Origin of the sequence: Mucilaginibacter sp. SG538B (genome assembly GCF_013376065.1) — a bacterium.
Taxonomy (GTDB): Bacteria; Bacteroidota; Bacteroidia; order Sphingobacteriales; family Sphingobacteriaceae; genus Mucilaginibacter; species Mucilaginibacter rubeus.
Map to the genome: position 1 here is coordinate 1,110,946 of NZ_JABMJI010000002.1, position 16,034 is coordinate 1,126,979.

Below are 16,034 nucleotides of genomic sequence, written 5' to 3' on the forward strand. Positions count from 1 at the left end.
GGGTAAACTTAAGCCCTCATCTGTTCGCTGTAGTAAAACAAAGCAAGTGCCATTGCACAGTAAATGACATTTTAATGACTTCCGCCCCCAAAAAGTGTGAAATTGTGTATAATAAATTATACATGTGTTTATTTTGTTCGTCAGCAAAGGAGCAAAAAAAAACGTCCCTTGTTTTTAGCAAGAGACGTTCTTTTATAAGTTATACCTACCTTACATTTTCGGCATCCTGCGCATCATGTTGGCCATAGCAGCGGGATTGCTCATTTGCTTCATCACTTTCTTCATATCATCAAACTGCTTCATGAGGCGGTTAACTTCCTGTAAATCGGTGCCCGAACCTTTGGCTATACGGTTACGGCGGCTTTGATTAATGGTTTCAGGGTTAGCTTTTTCAAACGGGGTCATAGATTGAATAATAGCCTCTATCGCTTTAAACGCGTTATCATCAACCTCAACGTCCTTCATCATTTTGCCCACGCCCGGTATCATGCCCATCAGGTCTTTCATGTTACCCATTTTCTTGATCTGCTGGATCTGGCCGTAAAAGTCGTTAAAGTCGAACTTGTTCTTGCGGATCTTCTTCTGTAGCTCGGCTGCTTCTTTCTCGTCAAACTGCTGCTGAGCGCGTTCAACCAACGACACCACGTCGCCCATGCCCAGGATCCTTGATGCCATACGATCGGGGTGGAAAACATCAAGCGCTTCCATCTTTTCGCCGGTACCAATAAATTTGATCGGTTTATTAACAACCGATTTGATTGATAATGCCGCACCACCGCGGGTATCACCATCCAGCTTGGTTAATACTACACCAGTAAAGTCCAAACGATCGTTGAACACTTTGGCAGTATTTACAGCATCCTGACCGGTCATGGAGTCAACCACAAACAGGATCTCGTGTGGTTTCACGGCATCTTTTACCTGCTCAATCTCCACCATCATGGCCTCGTCAATAGCCAAACGGCCGGCGGTGTCAATAATCACCACGTTATTACCGTTTTGCTTAGCCTGGGCTATACCTTCGCGGGCAATAGCAACCGGGTCTTTCGAGTCGCGGTTGGCATACACCGGGATACCTATCTGCTGGCCTAAAACCTCCAGCTGATCGATAGCCGCCGGACGGTAAATATCATCAGCAACCAGTAATGGTTTTTTATTGCGTTGTGTTTTTAAGTAATTGGCAAGCTTACCGGTGAAGGTTGTTTTACCGGCACCATTCAAGCCGGCAATAAGGATAATGGTAGGCGTAGCCGGAAAATTCAGATCGGCTGTGGTACCGCCCATCAACGCGGTAAGCTCATCGTTCATGAGCTTGGTAAGCAACTGGCCCGGCGAAATAGATGTTAATACATTATTACCAAGCGCTTTTTGCCTTACATCGTCGGTAAATGCTTTGGCTGTCTTATAGTTAACGTCGGCATCGAGAAGGGCCTTGCGGATCTCCTTCATGGTTTCGGCCACGTTTATTTCAGTAATAGTTCCCTGACCCTTCAGGACCTTGAACGCCCTGTCGAGTTTATCCGAAAGATTTTCAAACATTATATTAAAAAACTTTAATCTTTTTTATAAGGATACAAAGGTATGATTTTGAACTATATTAACTCAATTACTTAGTAGATTAACTTATATCCCCGGCCACGAATGTTAAGGATGCTTACAGATGGATCATCTTTTAAATAACGCCTCAGCTTGGTAATAAATACATCAAGGCTCCGGCTGCTGAAATAATCGTTGTTTTGCCAAAAATTCAATAACAGTTCGTCACGGTTAAGCAACTGGTTCCTGTTCATGATCAACAGATTAAGAATTTCGCTTTCACGGGTGGTAAGCGTCCTGCTATTTCCATCAAAATTAAGCTCACCCTGCGGGTAATAAAACCGGTACCTGCCAATTTCAGTTAACCCCACATTTTGGCTTATCACCAGCCTGTTTTTACTCAGTAAAGCCCTTATCCGAATAATGAGTTCCTCCAGGCTAAACGGCTTCTTTAAATAGTCGTTGCCGCCGCTTTCAAAACCTTCAACCACGTCTTGAGGCAGCGATCTTGAAGTTAAAAAAATAACGGGCAAATCTGTATCTACGTTCCTGATCTGCCGGGCAAAATCAAATCCGCTTCCGTCAGGCAGCATTACATCAAGTACTATAATATCGGGCTTGTTATCGTAATAAACACCTTTTGCGCGAGCGATGGTATCGGCATAAACCACCTCAAACCCGCGCGACTGCAGGCTTTCCTGCACAATTTCGGCCAGTACCGGCTCATCTTCAACTAATAAAACTTTATGGCTAATCATATTGGCCAGGCTAAACTTAGTATACTCCCTTTTCCTGGCTCACTTTCCATTTTGCACCAGCCTCCATGCCGCTCAATAATACTTTTTACATAACTAAGTCCAAGGCCATGACCTTTTACCCGATGCGCGTTTGTGGGTACCCGGTAAAACTTCTCAAATACCAGCGACAGATTGTTAGCCGCTACGCCTATCCCATTATCCTTCACGGCAATGACTAAAAAACTGCTTTTTATATAGATACTTATCTGCAATTGTACATTGGTCCCCGAATACTTAAGCGCATTATCAATCACGTTATTAACAGCATGTTCAAAATACAATTTGTCGGCCGTTACGCAATTTATTCCCGTGTCGTTTACATAATTCCAGTTAATTTCTTTTCCGGGAAGCAGTGTGGCGTTGGTTAAGAACTTTCTTATTTCGATGTCGAGATCAACCGGTTCTGGTTTGATATTAAAATCCTGGTTTTCATACATTGAAATGTTCAGCACTTTGTCAACCAATGCCGACAGCTTTTCCAGTTCATTTTTTGAGTGGGCGAGGTAACGCCCGGTCCTTTCAGCGTCATCAAGCACACCAAAACCAGTTAGTGCTTCAATTGCAGCCGAAGCAGTAGCGATGGGCGTTTTGAATTCATGGGTGATATTACTGATAAAATCATTTTTGATAGCTGACACCCTTTTTTCCCTGAACAGGGTACGTAACAGATAGATAAGGCTAAAAGCCACCAAAGCGATAAGCAATAGTGAGCCGGCAAACATATACCCCATACGCCCTATGATGTATGAAAAAGGATTACTGAACATAGCCCTTACATATTGTTCTTTTCCCTTTTGCTTGTAAGTTGGGTAGGATTTGGTGATGATAGGATAACGGGCCAGCAGTTTTTCATCAAAATGGCTCCGGTTCATTGCGCTGTCGGTTTCGCGTACATAAAACCGGAAAGGGGTCTCGATGTTCCTATCCTTCAGGTAATGGGCAAGCACCGGCCTTAGGCGGGTTGTATCAAAATCATACTTATTGACGTTATCTACCATAAAACCACCCAGGTTTTGGGTACGATAGTATACAACATGGTTTTGCAGATCTTCAGTGCGCATGGTATAGGCAAAACGCGTGGCTATTGCCCATTTAAAAGCCGTGTCCCCGGGCAATAACGCCTTATTAATGCCACGAAAGCTTAATGCCGAAGATGAAAACTTTTGACCCGGCTGATGGGCGTTTGCTATGGTAAAAATGTTCTTCTTCTCTGCTGTATCAAACCCGCTGGTAATCAGAAACTCGGTAGTATCCATCAGCCGTTTGGCAAGCAGTTGCTGGATGGTATCACAACGGAGGCTAAACTCCTTTTTTAATGCGTCCTCAAAAGCCATGTTCACCTCTTTTTCAAAGGTGGCCTGGTTTACAATATAGTAGTTTTTTACCCAGTAAAATTGCAGCAGTAAAACCATGGCAATGGCTACGGCGCATACTACAATAACAAATCGGGTACTTTTAGGCATAACCAAATGTAAAACATCGGCGTTAAATACGATCTGCTGTTAACATAATATAACATTAGTTAACTTGCCCGATAACACAGTTTTATTTTTACACTCTTCATTTTTGCAGGTATAAAATCTGTACCTGTCATGAAAAAACTATTTGTTATTCTTTTATCAGCCTGCTTTTTTTCAACATCGGCACAACAAACTTTAAAACCTGGCGATGTCATGCCCGCTATTGTTATAAAACCAATTATTAATGCGCCGGCATTGAACGTTAACCTTGCCGACCCGACTAAAGCACCGTTCTACATTTTGAGCTTTTGGGGAACCTGGTGCAGCCCATGTATTACCCAAATGGATACCCTGGCTAAGCTGCAAAAAGCAAACGAAGGTAAAATCAGGGTTATAGCCATATCAAACGAGCCGGTTGCACGGTTGAAAAAATATCTAATCAAAAAACCGTCAGCCCTGTGGCTCGCCAGCGATACCTCGTTCTTTTTATACAAAGCATTCGGGCTTTCATCTGTTGGGCAAAGCGCCATCATTAACAGCAGGCACATGGTAGTAGCACTCGTAAAAACAGATTTGGTAAACCAGCGATTTATCAACAACCTGATGAGCGGTAAAACCATTAAATCATCTGCCGAAGTAAAAGAGGTTCCTGTAAACAACCGCAAAGACATTTTTGGTGTAGATAGTACTATTGCCGAAAGTTTTACCATTCGCGGCTACATGAAGGGGCAGCAAAGCATGGGCAGGCATTATCTCAATGCGCCATATGAAGGCAGGAGGGTTAGCTATATTAATGTTTGTGCAGATGTTTTATATAAAGACGCGTTTGACATTACCTCATCTAAACAAATCGTTTACGAGATTGATGAAAAAACAGTATGCGATTTCGATAATAAAAACTCGCTGTATTGTTTTGACCTGTTAGTTAAACCCGAAGATAAGGATAGCCTCAACCGCATCATGCAAAAAAAGCTGCTTACGTCACTACCTATAAAAGCCCGGATAGCCGAAAAATTAATCCCTGTTTATGTTCTCAGAGTAAACCCAGACCAAAAATTGGCATTCCAGGTATCAACACAAAATAAATCGATGATCCGTTTTAGCGGGGAAGGGTATAACGGGACATCTGTGTCGTTGGCAAATTTCGCAAATGATTATTTGAGCAATGACCTTGACCGCCCGGTTGTGGATGAAACCGGGTTGAAAGAAAAATACGATATAAAAACCACGGTCGATCTGCGTACGCAAGAGGGAGTAGTACAGTCTGTAAACAAGCTCGGCCTTATACTGGATAAGGCCGAACGTAAAATGAAAGTATTGGTATTTTATAAATAACACTTACGGGAACCGGTACAGCATTCCCAACCCAATGCCTTCATAGCCCTGGGCGCTATCGGATGTATGTTTATCATACAACAGCGTTCCGTTTACCGTTGCACTAATTAACCTGTTCACCTTGGCTGTTAGCGTTAAATCAACACGGTGGGTAATAAATTTTGGCGATTGGGCATAAGGGATAAACAACGCGTAACGGGTATTTAAGTGAATGTTTTTGGCTATATCTTTATCCAGCAACGCCACAACCTGGAACGCGAGGTCATTTTTTACGGTTTTTAACGTATCCACGCCGTAGTTATCTTTTTGATATTTATGGATGGTGTGATCAAGTACAAAAGTTTGCCTTGCAGTACCGGTACCTAAACGCAGATCGAACCAGCCTGTTGGCTTATACTCAAAACCGATGGATTCGGTTAAATAACCCGGCGACATAAAGTTTGAAATATATTGCTGCTCGAACTTGCCATTGCCTTGATCGACATAATTAAAGCCTTTATCAAACTGCGACTCGAAGGTTAATGCACCGAAAAAGTACCAGCTTTTTGATAATTGCGAAGCTACTTTGTTATCAAAATAAATACGGTCCTGCGTTTTGCGTTTGCCCTGGCCTTTGTTTTTTGATACCCCGTAGGTAAGGTTAAGCTCGGACACATAACTGAAAGGCGCTTTGTTATATTCGGTATGATAAATAAAATTTGAACCCAATGCCACCGCGCTTACGCCACCCGCCGCATAATTGCTGCTAAATGCCGACTGGCTAAAGTTCAGCCCGAATGTGATTACCTTTTTCCAGTAGTTTACTTTATAATCGAGCATGGTAACAGGTACCATTTCGCGCTGGATCTGTATGGGGCGAACCCGCGTGGGGATGGCATTTTTGCGGGAATTTATCCGGTATTTATTAAGTACGGCAGTGTCTATTTTAACACTATCTTTTTTCAGGGTATCTGTTTGTGCTTTTGCTGATAAAACGCACGTGACTGATAATGCGAGTATTAGTAATCCCGGTTTTGTTTTTAACATAGTAAACAAATTAAAGCAAAAATCTCCTTTTTTAACCACAATAAACAAAAATGTTGCTTCAGGGTTTAGCCAAGGTAACGACTTTGGGGCAAAAATATTGGAATTTCCGGATATTAAAATGAACGTTGTATTAAGGTTAATCAACCTTATTCGCGGCCAAGATCCTTCTTGCTGTCATCGGGCGTAACAAGCGGAGTAAGGGAATAAGGGCGTTTTTTATACTTTAAAAAACGATTGAGGTTGGTTTTAATCGAGGCTATAAATTCATAGTCGCTGGCCGTTTTCACCAAATAATAGCCGGGGCGGTACCGCAGCATGAAGTCGGTAAGCTGCTGATCTTTTAAGTTGGTTATGGCGCCAACATAAGTTCGGTTAAAACGATAGTCAATAACACTTTGCTGATAGTCTTTCTCAATAGTTTCGCGCAGGCGGGCAGCATTGCGGCCGCTGCGGCTTAATGAATTGTAAAGCGCATCGATACTTAAGCCAGCACCGCCCGGCCCAAAGCTCAATAAATCTTTATTGTTAAGTGGGCCGAAGATTTTGGTATAATCGTTTTTGGTTGCAGCAAGCCGTTTTTGGGGGTTAAGCAGGGTGTCGCGCACGATAACTTCTTTAAGCTGTATGGCTGTGCGCTTCATATAAACGGCAAGTGATTCGCCGCCTTGCACTTTCAATGTATCGGGATGATGATCTGATTTTGTAAAAACAAGCACATCGCCCGGCTGGGCTTCTATCTTGAATTCACCTTTAAAAGTGTTGTAAATAGATTTGCCGGTGGTGATGTTCTGTACATTAACTTTGGCAATGCGGTCTTTGCTGTCTTTATCAAACACAACCCCATCCACGGTTTTTTGCTGGGCAAAAACCCGGGCCGCGGGCAGGGCAAAACATATCAGGAGCATCCACAATTTCATTGCGGGGGCAAAAATACGTGTTGTACAGCGGGCGATCATACAATTTAACAACAATTAACCTTTGGGGGAGGGAGCCAAGATACCAGGAGTCAAGAATCAAGATAGATTTAGAGGTCATTTCTTTCTGTCCTGGCTCTTGACTCTTGCTGTCTTGCCTCTGTTTCTCACTTAACAACCACAAGCTTCTGGCCAATTTTAATGCCATTGTCGCTCATACTGTTTAACGCTTTCAGGTCATCAACAGTTATTCCAAAACGTTTGGATATGTTGTATAGTGTATCGCCCTGTTTTACGGTGTAGATCTTATCGTCGGGCGGGGTTTTGGAAAGGGTATCCTGAACGGGTTTACCAATGCTATCGTTGATCTGCGATAATACACGGTCTTCCCGTTTAATTTTAGCAATCTCGCCTTCGGGGCGGTCATACTGATCGAGGTTATATTTTACAATAATATTGATCAGCAACTGCGGATATTTAGGATTAGTGGCATAACCTGCCTTTTTCAACCCATAAGCCCAGCCTTCATAATCGTTCTTGTCCAGTTCAAAAAGTTTAGCATAGTTTTTACGTTTTAAAAACGCCGAGTGGTCACGGAAGGAGTCTTCCGGATTATCATAAACGCGGAAACAATCATTCACGTTGTCGTCATCCTTATAATAACTTTTGCCGGTCCAGTCGCTGGTGCATTTTATGCCGAAGTGGTTGTTGGCGTATTTGGCCAGGTCACTATTGCCCGCGCCCGATTCAAACAAGCCCTGCGCCAGGGTGATGCTGGCCGGGATACCATACTGGTTCATTTCCTGGATGGCGATGGCCTTAAAGCGGTCAATATATTCTAACGAATTGTACGACCGGTAGTTGGCAATAGCATCCTTATTAGCCTTTTGGATATTGCTGTTATTGCGTTTGGCATCGCGGTTTGATACTGTAGTGGTTTTTTTGCGGGCAGAGCATGAATTGAGGCAAACTACAGCAATGAACAGGTATATGGTTTTTCGCATGAGGCTTAAATCTTATTATGTGGCATATAACCAGGGGCCAAATTAAGATTTTATAAACGTAATTATTGCTGTTTAGTTGTTGCGTCGGCCAATTGCGTTTGGTTTGCCGGATTTTCATCCAGGTCATTGAGGTTATACCTGTTAATGATACCTAAAACCTGCGATGCCCATCTGCGGCTACCGGCATAACCGGCACGTTGAATACCTTTTGCCCATCCTTTATAATCATAATGGGTAAGCGCGTCGGCCAGGTGGCTAAACTGCTTGCGCTCGGTCATGATGCGTGCAAAGTCCTGAAACGAATCAAAAACCGAATCGTATCTTTTATAAGAGGTACGAACTTTTTTGTTGTGTTTGGTATAAACTACGGTATTGTAACCTTTTACTCCAAACTGGTTATTAAGGTTTTGTGCTATGGTGCTGTTGCCGCAGCCCGATTCATGCATGGCTACACCTAAAACGATGCTTGCCGGGATCCCGGTTTCGTGCATGATCTTAATGGCATCATCTTTGAACTTTTCAATGTAAGATTGTGAGGTATTTTTCTGTGCTGAAGCAGCTAATGTTGAAATCAACAGTGTTGTAATCAGTAAGATTTTCTTCATAATTTATTTTTTTCTGATAACCAGCAGCCCGTCGCGTACCGGCAGGATCAATTTTTCTATCCTGCTATCAACAGCTATCTGGTCATTTAGTTTGCGGATTCCTTCAGTATCGGCATCTTTTTCGGTGCCGTACACCTTTCCTTTCCACAAAACGTTATCAATTATTATTAATCCTCCGGATCTGACTTTGTCAAAAACTAATTGAAAGTAAGTATAATTATTCTTTTTATCGGCATCTATAAACACTAAATCAAAAACATCCTCCTGTAAATCAGCAATAACGGCCTCTGCCTGCCCAAAATGCAGCTTTATTTTGTTTTCAACATTTGTTAGTTTAAGATGTGAAGCGATGATCTCCTCCATTTCGCGGTTAACTTCAATGGTGTGGAGGATGCCGTCGTCGGTCAAACCTTCGGCCAGGCAAATAGCCGAGTAGCCTGTATAGGTACCTATCTCCAGGATGCGTTTAGGCTGCACCATTTTGCTTAAAAAACTAAGCAACCTTCCCTGGTAATGCCCCGATAGCATGTTAGGTTTTAACACCTTGATATGCGTTTCGCGGTTGAGCTTTTTAAGCACCTCCGGCTCCGGGTCGCAATGGTCATCTAAGTAAGCCAGTAAGGCATTAGGGAGAATATCCATGGGGCAAAGATACACCGTTGATGGGGATGATTACGCTGATTTCGTTGATTTATTTTATAAGTGATTGATTTTTAGACTCATTTATTAATATCTAAAGCATTGATTTACTATTATTTGTGATGATTCGTTGGCTTACCCTGTCAATAGGCTGATGTTTTTTTGCTTTGTTTTTATTTGATTTTGATAGCTTTATGAGCCTTAAGCCCTTACACTAATTTTAATGAAAACTCCAATTAATAACACTTACAAACACTCCGAACTTACTGGTAAAATTATTGGTTGTGCAATGAAAGTTCATTCAACCTTAGGTAACGGTTTTCAGGAAGCTATTTACCAGCGAAGTTTGGAGATCGAACTGCACAAACAAGGACTATCGTTTTCCCGGGAGCTTGAAATGATTATTTTTTATGATGGAACAGAGGTTGGCAGACGGCGAGTTGATTTTTTAGTAGATGAAAAAGTTATGGTAGAACTCAAAGCCGTATCCCAACTTGAAGATATTCATCTCGCTCAGGTATTAAACTATCTCGAAGCTTACAAACTCGAAACCGGACTTCTTATTAATTTCGGATCCAAAAGCTTAGAGTTTAAACGCATTACCAACGAATATAAACTTGCACGACAGCAAAACAAATCATAAAAAGTCACGAGCAATCAAAAAAAAGAAATCATTAACTAAGAGGTAGACAAATCAGCGAAATCAACGCCATCAAAATAATCTACGGTCCATCCAACTCTGCAGTAAAATCACCGCCGATATCGTATCTACCAACTCCTTATTTTGCCGGTGTTTCTTGTTCATGCCGCTTTGGGCGATAGTTGCTGATGCCATTTTTGAGGTAAAGCGTTCATCAACCATTTCGATAGGGATTTCGGGGAAAGTTTTCTTTAACAGGTTTACAAAACCTTTTACATGAATGGCCGATTGCGAGGGGGTGTTGTCCATCTGCTTTGGTTCGCCTACGATAAAACGCTCCACTTGTTCTGTTTGCAGATATTTTTTTAAAAACTCAATAATGTTATTGGGGTGGATGTTATCAAGGCCGGTTGCGATGATCTGCAAAGGGTCGGTAACCGCAATACCGATGCGCTTGGTTCCATAATCAAAAGCCATTACTCTCATTTGGTAAAGATATGAGATGCGAGATATGAGATGTGAGATTTTTTGAATATGATGATAGTCACTCTTTACTTTCCATCAAGTAAGGACGCTCTGCTATGCCATTCCTGTCTCAAATCTCACATCTCATATCTCACATCTAAAATCAAATTACTATTTTGCACCAAATGCAGTTTAAAGAAATAGTAGGACAGGAAGCAACAAAGCAACGATTGCTTAACACGGTGGGCGAGAACCGGGTAAGCCACGCTCAATTATTTTTAGGACCCGAAGGTTCGGGCAGCCTGGCGCTTGCTGTTGCCTATGCCCAGTACCTTTCCTGCGAAGACAAGCAGCCCGGCGACTCATGCGGGGTATGCTCTTCCTGCCGGAAATACCAGAAACTGATGCACCCGGACCTGCATTTTTCTTACCCTTTCTTTGCAAAACATAAAGATGATACAGCGCTTACTTTTATTGAGCAATGGCGCGGCGCTTTAACGGCTAACCCATATTTGAGCCTGGACATATGGCGCGGATACCTGGATGCCGAAAACAAACAGGCCAATATCAATATTGCCGAATGTCACCAGATCATTAAAAAACTAAGCTTTAAACCTTTTGAGTCGGAATATAAGATCCTGATCCTTTGGTTGCCCGAATACCTGGACAAAGAGGGGAATGCTTTGCTTAAAATTATTGAAGAACCGCAGCCCAATACGCTGTTTTTATTAGTAGCCCAAAACCAGGATCAAATCCTGAACACCATATTATCGCGTACACAGCTGGTTAAAATACCTGCGTTGGAGTATGACGAAATTAAGGAACATTTAATAAGTGTCCATCACCAAACCGAGGAAGCCGCTGCCGAAATTGCCTACCTGAGCAATGGCAACATGACCGAAGCACGGGCCATGCTGCAACAGGACAACAAAAGCTACCATGAGCTGTTTGTGCAATGGCTACGCTATTGCTTTGGCAATAAAGGTATTGAGGTGATGGCTTTTGTGGAGCAGTTTGCCAAAATGGGGCGCGAAAACCAAAAAAACTTTTTGCGTTACGGTACCAGCTTTATACGCGAGTGCTGTTTACTCATTGCCGGGGCGGGTAGCCTGGTTCATTTACCGGCAAAGGAACTGGATACGGCTCAAAAAATGAGCGGTGTATTGAGTATAGGCAAATCGCAAATGATTATTGATGAGCTGGAAAAAGCACATTATCATGTGGAGCGCAACGCTAATCCCAAAATCTTATTTTTAGATGTATCTTTACAAATTATTAAAATACTAATAAATAAAAATGTCCCTGCGGGGAATCAATATATGCCAAGTTAATTATGGGATGTGGAAGTTGCTCAACAGGTGGCGGATGTTCGCCTGCGGGCTGCAAAAGTAACGGCAGTTGCCTTACTAATGGTTGCAGCAAATTAGATGTTTACGATTGGCTGTCGCATATGGACATGCCAACTAACTATAAGCCGTTCCAGGTTATTGAAGTTAAGTTTAAAGGCTCGCGCAAGGAGTTTTATTTAAACAACGATAATATTTACCTCGAAGCCGGCGAACTGGTAGCTGTTGAAGCAACCACTGGTGGCTATGATATTGGCCATGTTTCGCTTACCGGCGAACTGGTACGCATGCAGATGGTAAAACGCCATGTAAAGGAAGCCGATGTTGTAAAAAAGATCTACCGTAAAGCTACCGTTGCCGATGTTGACAAATGGAAAGCAGCCAAGGATATGGAATGGGAAACCATGCACAAATCGCGCAAGCTGGCGCTTGACCTTAACCTGAGCATGAAGCTGAGTGATGTGGATTACCAGGGCGATAAAACCAAGGCTACATTTTATTATACAGCCGAAGGCCGCGTTGATTTCAGGGAACTGATCAAGAAAATGGCCGAAACTTTCCGCATCCGTATTGAGATGAGGCAGATTGGCATGAGGCAGGAAGCAAGCCGCTTAGGCGGCATAGGTTCATGCGGCCGCGAGCTTTGCTGCTCAACATGGCTTACCGATTTTAAAACCGTATCTACTTCGGCAGCCCGTTATCAAAACCTTTCGTTAAATACGCTGAAACTGGCCGGCCAGTGCGGCAAGCTGAAATGCTGCCTTAACTACGAGCTGGATACTTACATGGATGCCTTAAAATACATCCCTGATAATGTAAACACCCTTAAAACCCAAAAAGGGGATGCCCGCCTGCAAAAAACCGACATCTTTAAAAAAATAATGTGGTTTAGCTACCCGGGAGAAGAATCATGGGTTCCGTTGCCAATAAAAAAGGTTAAAGAGATTCAGCAGCAGAATAAAGATGGTGTGATCCCTGAAGACCTTGGCGAAATTGTTGAAGTTGAAACACCCGCGGCAAAAGCGCTCGATTACGAAAACGTGGTTGGCCAGGATAGTCTTACCCGCCTGGACGAACGGCGCAACAACAATAAAAAGAAGAACAAAAACCGCAATAAAAACCAGAAACCCGGAGGCCAGGCGCAAGCCGAGGGCAAACCGGCCAGTCAGCAACCTCAGCAGGGATCGGGTAATCCGCAGGAAAAACCGGCACAGCAGCCACGTCCTGAAGGAAACCGTCAGCCGCAAAACAATAACAGACCCCAGGGTAACAGGCCTCCGCAGCAAAACAGACCGCAGGGAGAGGGCCGGCCTCAGGGCGAAGCCAAACCTCAGAGAGAACCGAGACCACAGGGTGAACCGGGGCCACAAGGCGAAGGAAAACCACAGGGTGAGGGAAGCGGGAATAACAACAGGCGCCGCAGGCCAAACCGCCCAAACCGGAATAATAATAACAACAATAATCAACAGGCAAAACCTGAATGAAACGGGCTTTAAATATCATTTACCCGGCAGTATTGTTATTGGTAACCCTGTTTGCCGGTTCCTGTACCGATCCTAACAGGATCATTGATACCAACACCGAAATTGCCGATCATAACTGGTCGTACGTTAACCGCGTAAACTTTGATGTTAAAATTGATGATGAAAAAGTTGCCTATAACCAATACCTTAATTTACGGGTTACGGGCAACTATAAATACTCCAACATATTTGTATTGGTTAATCAAATCTCGCCCGATAAAAAAATGCATACCACGCGTTTCGAAGTAAAGTTGGCCAATCCTGATGGCGAATGGCTGGGCAAGGGATCAGGCAACCTTTACAGCTACCAGGTGCTTTTACGTAAAGATTATCATTTCCCCACAAAAGGCGCTTACCGTTTTCAGATAGAACAAAACATGCGCGATAACCCCCTTCATGAGATCAGCGATGTGGGATTAAGGATAGAGAAAGCCCAATAATTTACACTAAGGTATATTATAGGTAACGGTAACCGAGCCATGCGTCAGTACCTCTCTGTCGGTATCCTGTACTACTATTTTATCATTGTCGTAAATTCTGTAGGTTACGGTATTGCTAACGTCTGATGCAACAACCAGGGTTACCTGGTCGTTTTGATTCAATGTAGTAGCAGTATAGCTGTATGATGATCCTTTTGCAACAACTTTCGCATCAACAATTTTAGGGCTGCTATCCGTTGTTTTATATTCGGATAATGAAACATTAAAGGCATCTGCTCCGCTTACCGTAACTTTTATAGTGTGGGACTGCGGTGGTTGATCTGTGCTCTTTTTTGAGCACGAGGCAAACAGCAAGCTTATCAATATCCCATAAATCAGTTGCTTCATCATTGTTTTTTATTTGTGAATATGCTTAATTTATACCACCGAACAAAATCTTAATAATAAAACTGAAACGTATAACTACCCGTTAAGCCTTAAACATCACCCATGAAAAAATTAACCATCCTTACATTTGTAGCTGCTTCAATAGCTTTTGCATCCTGTCATAGCGCCGATAAAAATAACCGTCAAAACGATACCAGCGCGACCCAAGGCAGCGGTGCTTCTGCCGATTCGACTAAAAGTTCGGCCTCGGGCAATGGCGCTGTTGCACCAAATTCGTCGGATACAACCAGTCTTCATGGTGATACTGATTCTGCTGTGCATCCGGTGCATTAATACCGGCTGATCACTATTTCTTTTGTTCATGATTAAACTAAGAATTCGCTGATCAGTCTACCTTCAGGAGTTTGCTTTTTTGTTGCCTTTAACTTTTTTATTAAATGAAATACCTAAACCTATCTTTTCTTATCATCTTTTTTCCCTTAGTGTTATCAGCCCAAACTAATAATACTATAGCAACGCCCCGAATTGATAAACGTGTAGAATTGCTGAGCATTGTTTTCCGTTTAGCGGGTAACGAAGAATACAATACACCTGACAATGTTAAATACGTTGCAGATATTCATAAGCATTTTGATAAATTTATTGACCATCCGCTCATTAAATACGCCCGGGAACTGAGGGACAGCAGCGGCGTTAGCTACGATGCTGTTATGTCAATGGCCGTTCACTTAAATGAACCACCGGCATTAGAACCATTAGTACCTTTTTCAGTCTCTTTACCAGACAAAAGGTGGACCCTGGAAAGCGCTGTAAAATTCACTGCCCTATTAAAGCAATTTTATAAAGACACTGACTTCGATGGGTTTTTCCATGCCCATTTAGCTGATTATGCTATAGCCGAAAGCCGTTTTAATGTCCTGTTTAAAAAGCTGGATGTATCCTGGTATTATAAATTTTATGGTAAAGCGCCGGCCGAAAATTTCAATATCATCATAGGATTTGGAAATGGCGGAGGAAACTACGGGCCACATGTTTATTTAAACGATCATACCAAAAAAGTATATGCAATTATTGGTTCTGGTACTTTTGATGAGCAAGGCTTACCTACTTATGACGCGGCATCTTATCTGCCTACATTGATCCACGAGTTTAACCATTCATTTATCAATTATCTTACCGATAATTATGAAAGCCAATTAAGAGATGCGGGTGCGCTTATTTACGAAAAGGAGCGCACAAAAATGCGAAAACAAGCTTATGGCGAGTGGAAAACAATGATAAACGAAGCCTTAGTAAGGGCATCGGTAATCAGTTACCTGAAAACTCATAATACCGATACATTGGTGGCCGAACAAGAGCTTAAGCAGCAATTGGCCAGAGGTTTTGTTTGGATGCGGCCATTGGTTAATTTACTTGGTCAATATCAATCAAACAGAAAAACTTATCCTGCACTTGAAAGCTTTATGCCTGCTATTGTCGTCTTTTACAATAAATTGGCGCCAAATATCAGTTTTTACGATGACGACTATCAGCAACATTGTGCCCGGGTAATAGCAGTAAGGCCTTTCAAAAACGGCGATACTACAATAAGAGCCAACACAACTGAAATTATATTTGATTTTGATAAAAAATTGGATGGCATAAAGTACTTTTTTGGCCCGGGAGCCAGGGGTATAGATCATTATCCTACGTCGGCAAAATTTACCTTTGCTAATGATAACAAAAGCATTATTATGAAAGTTAGCCTGAAGCCCAATACCGAATACCAGATAAATATTGCCGGCGGTATGATGCGGGCAAGCGATGGCTATGCTGTACAAAACTATATCCTGAATTTTAAAACAGAAAATAGTCCCATCCCTTAATTCACTTGCCTCCCCTGATTAACTTTATTAGTATTTATAAAAATTTATTCTT

General features: G+C 42.4%; 17 protein-coding genes. 7 read left to right on the forward strand and 10 right to left on the reverse strand.

Features of this window, described 5'->3' with window-relative positions:
• Positions 1-210: 210 nt before the first annotated feature.
• The 3 genes from ffh to FHW88_RS14295 all read right to left on the reverse strand — a co-directional run bounded on the left by ffh (position 211) and on the right by FHW88_RS14295 (position 3,796).
• Positions 211-1,539: a signal recognition particle protein gene (gene ffh / locus FHW88_RS14285; protein WP_090532696.1), complete on the reverse strand. Its 1,329-nt coding sequence runs from the start codon at positions 1,537-1,539 to the stop codon at positions 211-213.
• Between the two features lie 71 nt (positions 1,540-1,610).
• On the reverse strand, positions 1,611-2,294 hold the full coding sequence (locus FHW88_RS14290) for a response regulator transcription factor (protein WP_176626251.1): 684 nt from the start codon (positions 2,292-2,294) through the stop codon (positions 1,611-1,613).
• Positions 2,291-3,796 carry a sensor histidine kinase gene (locus tag FHW88_RS14295; protein WP_176626253.1) on the reverse strand — a complete coding sequence of 502 codons (1,506 nt, stop codon included), beginning with the start codon at positions 3,794-3,796 and terminating at the stop codon, positions 2,291-2,293. Before FHW88_RS14295 ends, FHW88_RS14290 begins: the two co-directional genes overlap by 4 nt.
• 129 nt (positions 3,797-3,925) lie before the next feature.
• Between FHW88_RS14295 and FHW88_RS14300 the strand changes: the two genes are divergently transcribed.
• Complete coding sequence (locus FHW88_RS14300; protein ID WP_176626255.1) at positions 3,926-5,128, forward strand: DUF3738 domain-containing protein; 1,203 nt, start codon at positions 3,926-3,928, stop codon at positions 5,126-5,128.
• 3 nt (positions 5,129-5,131) lie between these two features.
• Here FHW88_RS14300 and FHW88_RS14305 read toward each other — a convergent pair whose 3' ends face one another.
• The 5 genes from FHW88_RS14305 to FHW88_RS14325 form a co-directional block, all read right to left on the reverse strand.
• Positions 5,132-6,154 carry a DUF3078 domain-containing protein gene (locus FHW88_RS14305; protein ID WP_176626256.1) on the reverse strand — a complete coding sequence of 341 codons (1,023 nt, stop codon included), beginning with the start codon at positions 6,152-6,154 and terminating at the stop codon, positions 5,132-5,134.
• Between the two features lie 146 nt (positions 6,155-6,300).
• A complete protein-coding gene (locus FHW88_RS14310) occupies positions 6,301-7,110 on the reverse strand; it encodes a hypothetical protein (protein WP_176626258.1) in 810 nt (269 codons plus the stop codon).
• 125 nt (positions 7,111-7,235) lie between these two features.
• Positions 7,236-8,072 carry a glucosaminidase domain-containing protein gene (locus tag FHW88_RS14315; protein ID WP_090532701.1) on the reverse strand — a complete coding sequence of 279 codons (837 nt, stop codon included), beginning with the start codon at positions 8,070-8,072 and terminating at the stop codon, positions 7,236-7,238.
• Positions 8,073-8,134: 62 nt separating this feature from the next.
• Complete coding sequence (locus tag FHW88_RS14320; protein ID WP_091174792.1) at positions 8,135-8,677, reverse strand: glycoside hydrolase family 73 protein; 543 nt, start codon at positions 8,675-8,677, stop codon at positions 8,135-8,137.
• Positions 8,678-8,680: 3 nt separating this feature from the next.
• A complete protein-coding gene (locus FHW88_RS14325; RefSeq protein WP_176626260.1) occupies positions 8,681-9,319 on the reverse strand; it encodes an O-methyltransferase in 639 nt (212 codons plus the stop codon).
• 220 nt (positions 9,320-9,539) lie between these two features.
• Between FHW88_RS14325 and FHW88_RS14330 the strand changes: the two genes are divergently transcribed.
• Positions 9,540-9,959, forward strand: coding sequence for a GxxExxY protein (locus tag FHW88_RS14330; RefSeq protein ID WP_176626262.1), 420 nt, complete (start codon positions 9,540-9,542; stop codon positions 9,957-9,959).
• A gap of 69 nt (positions 9,960-10,028) precedes the next feature.
• Here the strand turns inward: FHW88_RS14330 and ruvX are convergent, their stop codons facing one another.
• On the reverse strand, positions 10,029-10,442 hold the full coding sequence (ruvX, locus tag FHW88_RS14335; RefSeq protein ID WP_176626264.1) for a Holliday junction resolvase RuvX: 414 nt from the start codon (positions 10,440-10,442) through the stop codon (positions 10,029-10,031).
• Between the two features lie 164 nt (positions 10,443-10,606).
• On the opposite strand from ruvX, the gene FHW88_RS14340 reads away from it, so the two are divergent.
• Genes FHW88_RS14340 through FHW88_RS14350 form a run of 3 tightly spaced genes read left to right on the forward strand, consistent with a single transcriptional unit; the run spans position 10,607 to position 13,730 of the window.
• Complete coding sequence (locus FHW88_RS14340) at positions 10,607-11,752, forward strand: ATP-binding protein (RefSeq protein ID WP_176626266.1); 1,146 nt, start codon at positions 10,607-10,609, stop codon at positions 11,750-11,752.
• A gap of 2 nt (positions 11,753-11,754) precedes the next feature.
• Complete coding sequence (gene ricT, locus FHW88_RS14345; RefSeq protein ID WP_176626268.1) at positions 11,755-13,251, forward strand: regulatory iron-sulfur-containing complex subunit RicT; 1,497 nt, start codon at positions 11,755-11,757, stop codon at positions 13,249-13,251.
• Positions 13,248-13,730 carry a gliding motility lipoprotein GldH gene (locus FHW88_RS14350; protein ID WP_176626270.1) on the forward strand — a complete coding sequence of 161 codons (483 nt, stop codon included), beginning with the start codon at positions 13,248-13,250 and terminating at the stop codon, positions 13,728-13,730. The genes ricT and FHW88_RS14350 overlap by 4 nt, the downstream gene beginning before the upstream one ends.
• A gap of 6 nt (positions 13,731-13,736) precedes the next feature.
• On the opposite strand, the gene FHW88_RS14355 is transcribed toward FHW88_RS14350, so the two are convergent.
• A complete protein-coding gene (locus tag FHW88_RS14355) occupies positions 13,737-14,120 on the reverse strand; it encodes a hypothetical protein (RefSeq protein WP_176626272.1) in 384 nt (127 codons plus the stop codon).
• A gap of 99 nt (positions 14,121-14,219) precedes the next feature.
• Here FHW88_RS14355 and FHW88_RS14360 point away from each other — a divergent pair, with 99 nt between their 5' ends.
• Positions 14,220-14,450: a hypothetical protein gene (locus FHW88_RS14360; protein ID WP_176626274.1), complete on the forward strand. Its 231-nt coding sequence runs from the start codon at positions 14,220-14,222 to the stop codon at positions 14,448-14,450.
• A 104-nt stretch (positions 14,451-14,554) separates the two neighbouring features.
• A complete protein-coding gene (locus FHW88_RS14365; RefSeq protein WP_176626276.1) occupies positions 14,555-15,982 on the forward strand; it encodes a DUF4932 domain-containing protein in 1,428 nt (475 codons plus the stop codon).
• Positions 15,983-16,034 lie beyond the last annotated feature (52 nt).

What these genes read in the sequence shown, in the direction of transcription:
- ffh (WP_090532696.1), bottom strand. Translation starts at nt 1,539, where the DNA reads ATGTTTGAAAATCTTTCGGATAAACTCGACAGGGCGTTCAAGGTCCTG.
- FHW88_RS14290 (WP_176626251.1), bottom strand. Translation starts at nt 2,294, where the DNA reads ATGATTAGCCATAAAGTTTTATTAGTTGAAGATGAGCCGGTACTGGCC.
- FHW88_RS14295 (WP_176626253.1), bottom strand. Translation starts at nt 3,796, where the DNA reads ATGCCTAAAAGTACCCGATTTGTTATTGTAGTATGCGCCGTAGCCATT.
- FHW88_RS14300 (WP_176626255.1), top strand. Translation starts at nt 3,926, where the DNA reads ATGAAAAAACTATTTGTTATTCTTTTATCAGCCTGCTTTTTTTCAACA.
- FHW88_RS14305 (WP_176626256.1), bottom strand. Translation starts at nt 6,154, where the DNA reads ATGTTAAAAACAAAACCGGGATTACTAATACTCGCATTATCAGTCACG.
- FHW88_RS14310 (WP_176626258.1), bottom strand. Translation starts at nt 7,110, where the DNA reads ATGATCGCCCGCTGTACAACACGTATTTTTGCCCCCGCAATGAAATTG.
- FHW88_RS14315 (WP_090532701.1), bottom strand. Translation starts at nt 8,072, where the DNA reads ATGCGAAAAACCATATACCTGTTCATTGCTGTAGTTTGCCTCAATTCA.
- FHW88_RS14320 (WP_091174792.1), bottom strand. Translation starts at nt 8,677, where the DNA reads ATGAAGAAAATCTTACTGATTACAACACTGTTGATTTCAACATTAGCT.
- FHW88_RS14325 (WP_176626260.1), bottom strand. Translation starts at nt 9,319, where the DNA reads ATGGATATTCTCCCTAATGCCTTACTGGCTTACTTAGATGACCATTGC.
- FHW88_RS14330 (WP_176626262.1), top strand. Translation starts at nt 9,540, where the DNA reads ATGAAAACTCCAATTAATAACACTTACAAACACTCCGAACTTACTGGT.
- ruvX (WP_176626264.1), bottom strand. Translation starts at nt 10,442, where the DNA reads ATGAGAGTAATGGCTTTTGATTATGGAACCAAGCGCATCGGTATTGCG.
- FHW88_RS14340 (WP_176626266.1), top strand. Translation starts at nt 10,607, where the DNA reads ATGCAGTTTAAAGAAATAGTAGGACAGGAAGCAACAAAGCAACGATTG.
- ricT (WP_176626268.1), top strand. Translation starts at nt 11,755, where the DNA reads ATGGGATGTGGAAGTTGCTCAACAGGTGGCGGATGTTCGCCTGCGGGC.
- FHW88_RS14350 (WP_176626270.1), top strand. Translation starts at nt 13,248, where the DNA reads ATGAAACGGGCTTTAAATATCATTTACCCGGCAGTATTGTTATTGGTA.
- FHW88_RS14355 (WP_176626272.1), bottom strand. Translation starts at nt 14,120, where the DNA reads ATGATGAAGCAACTGATTTATGGGATATTGATAAGCTTGCTGTTTGCC.
- FHW88_RS14360 (WP_176626274.1), top strand. Translation starts at nt 14,220, where the DNA reads ATGAAAAAATTAACCATCCTTACATTTGTAGCTGCTTCAATAGCTTTT.
- FHW88_RS14365 (WP_176626276.1), top strand. Translation starts at nt 14,555, where the DNA reads ATGAAATACCTAAACCTATCTTTTCTTATCATCTTTTTTCCCTTAGTG.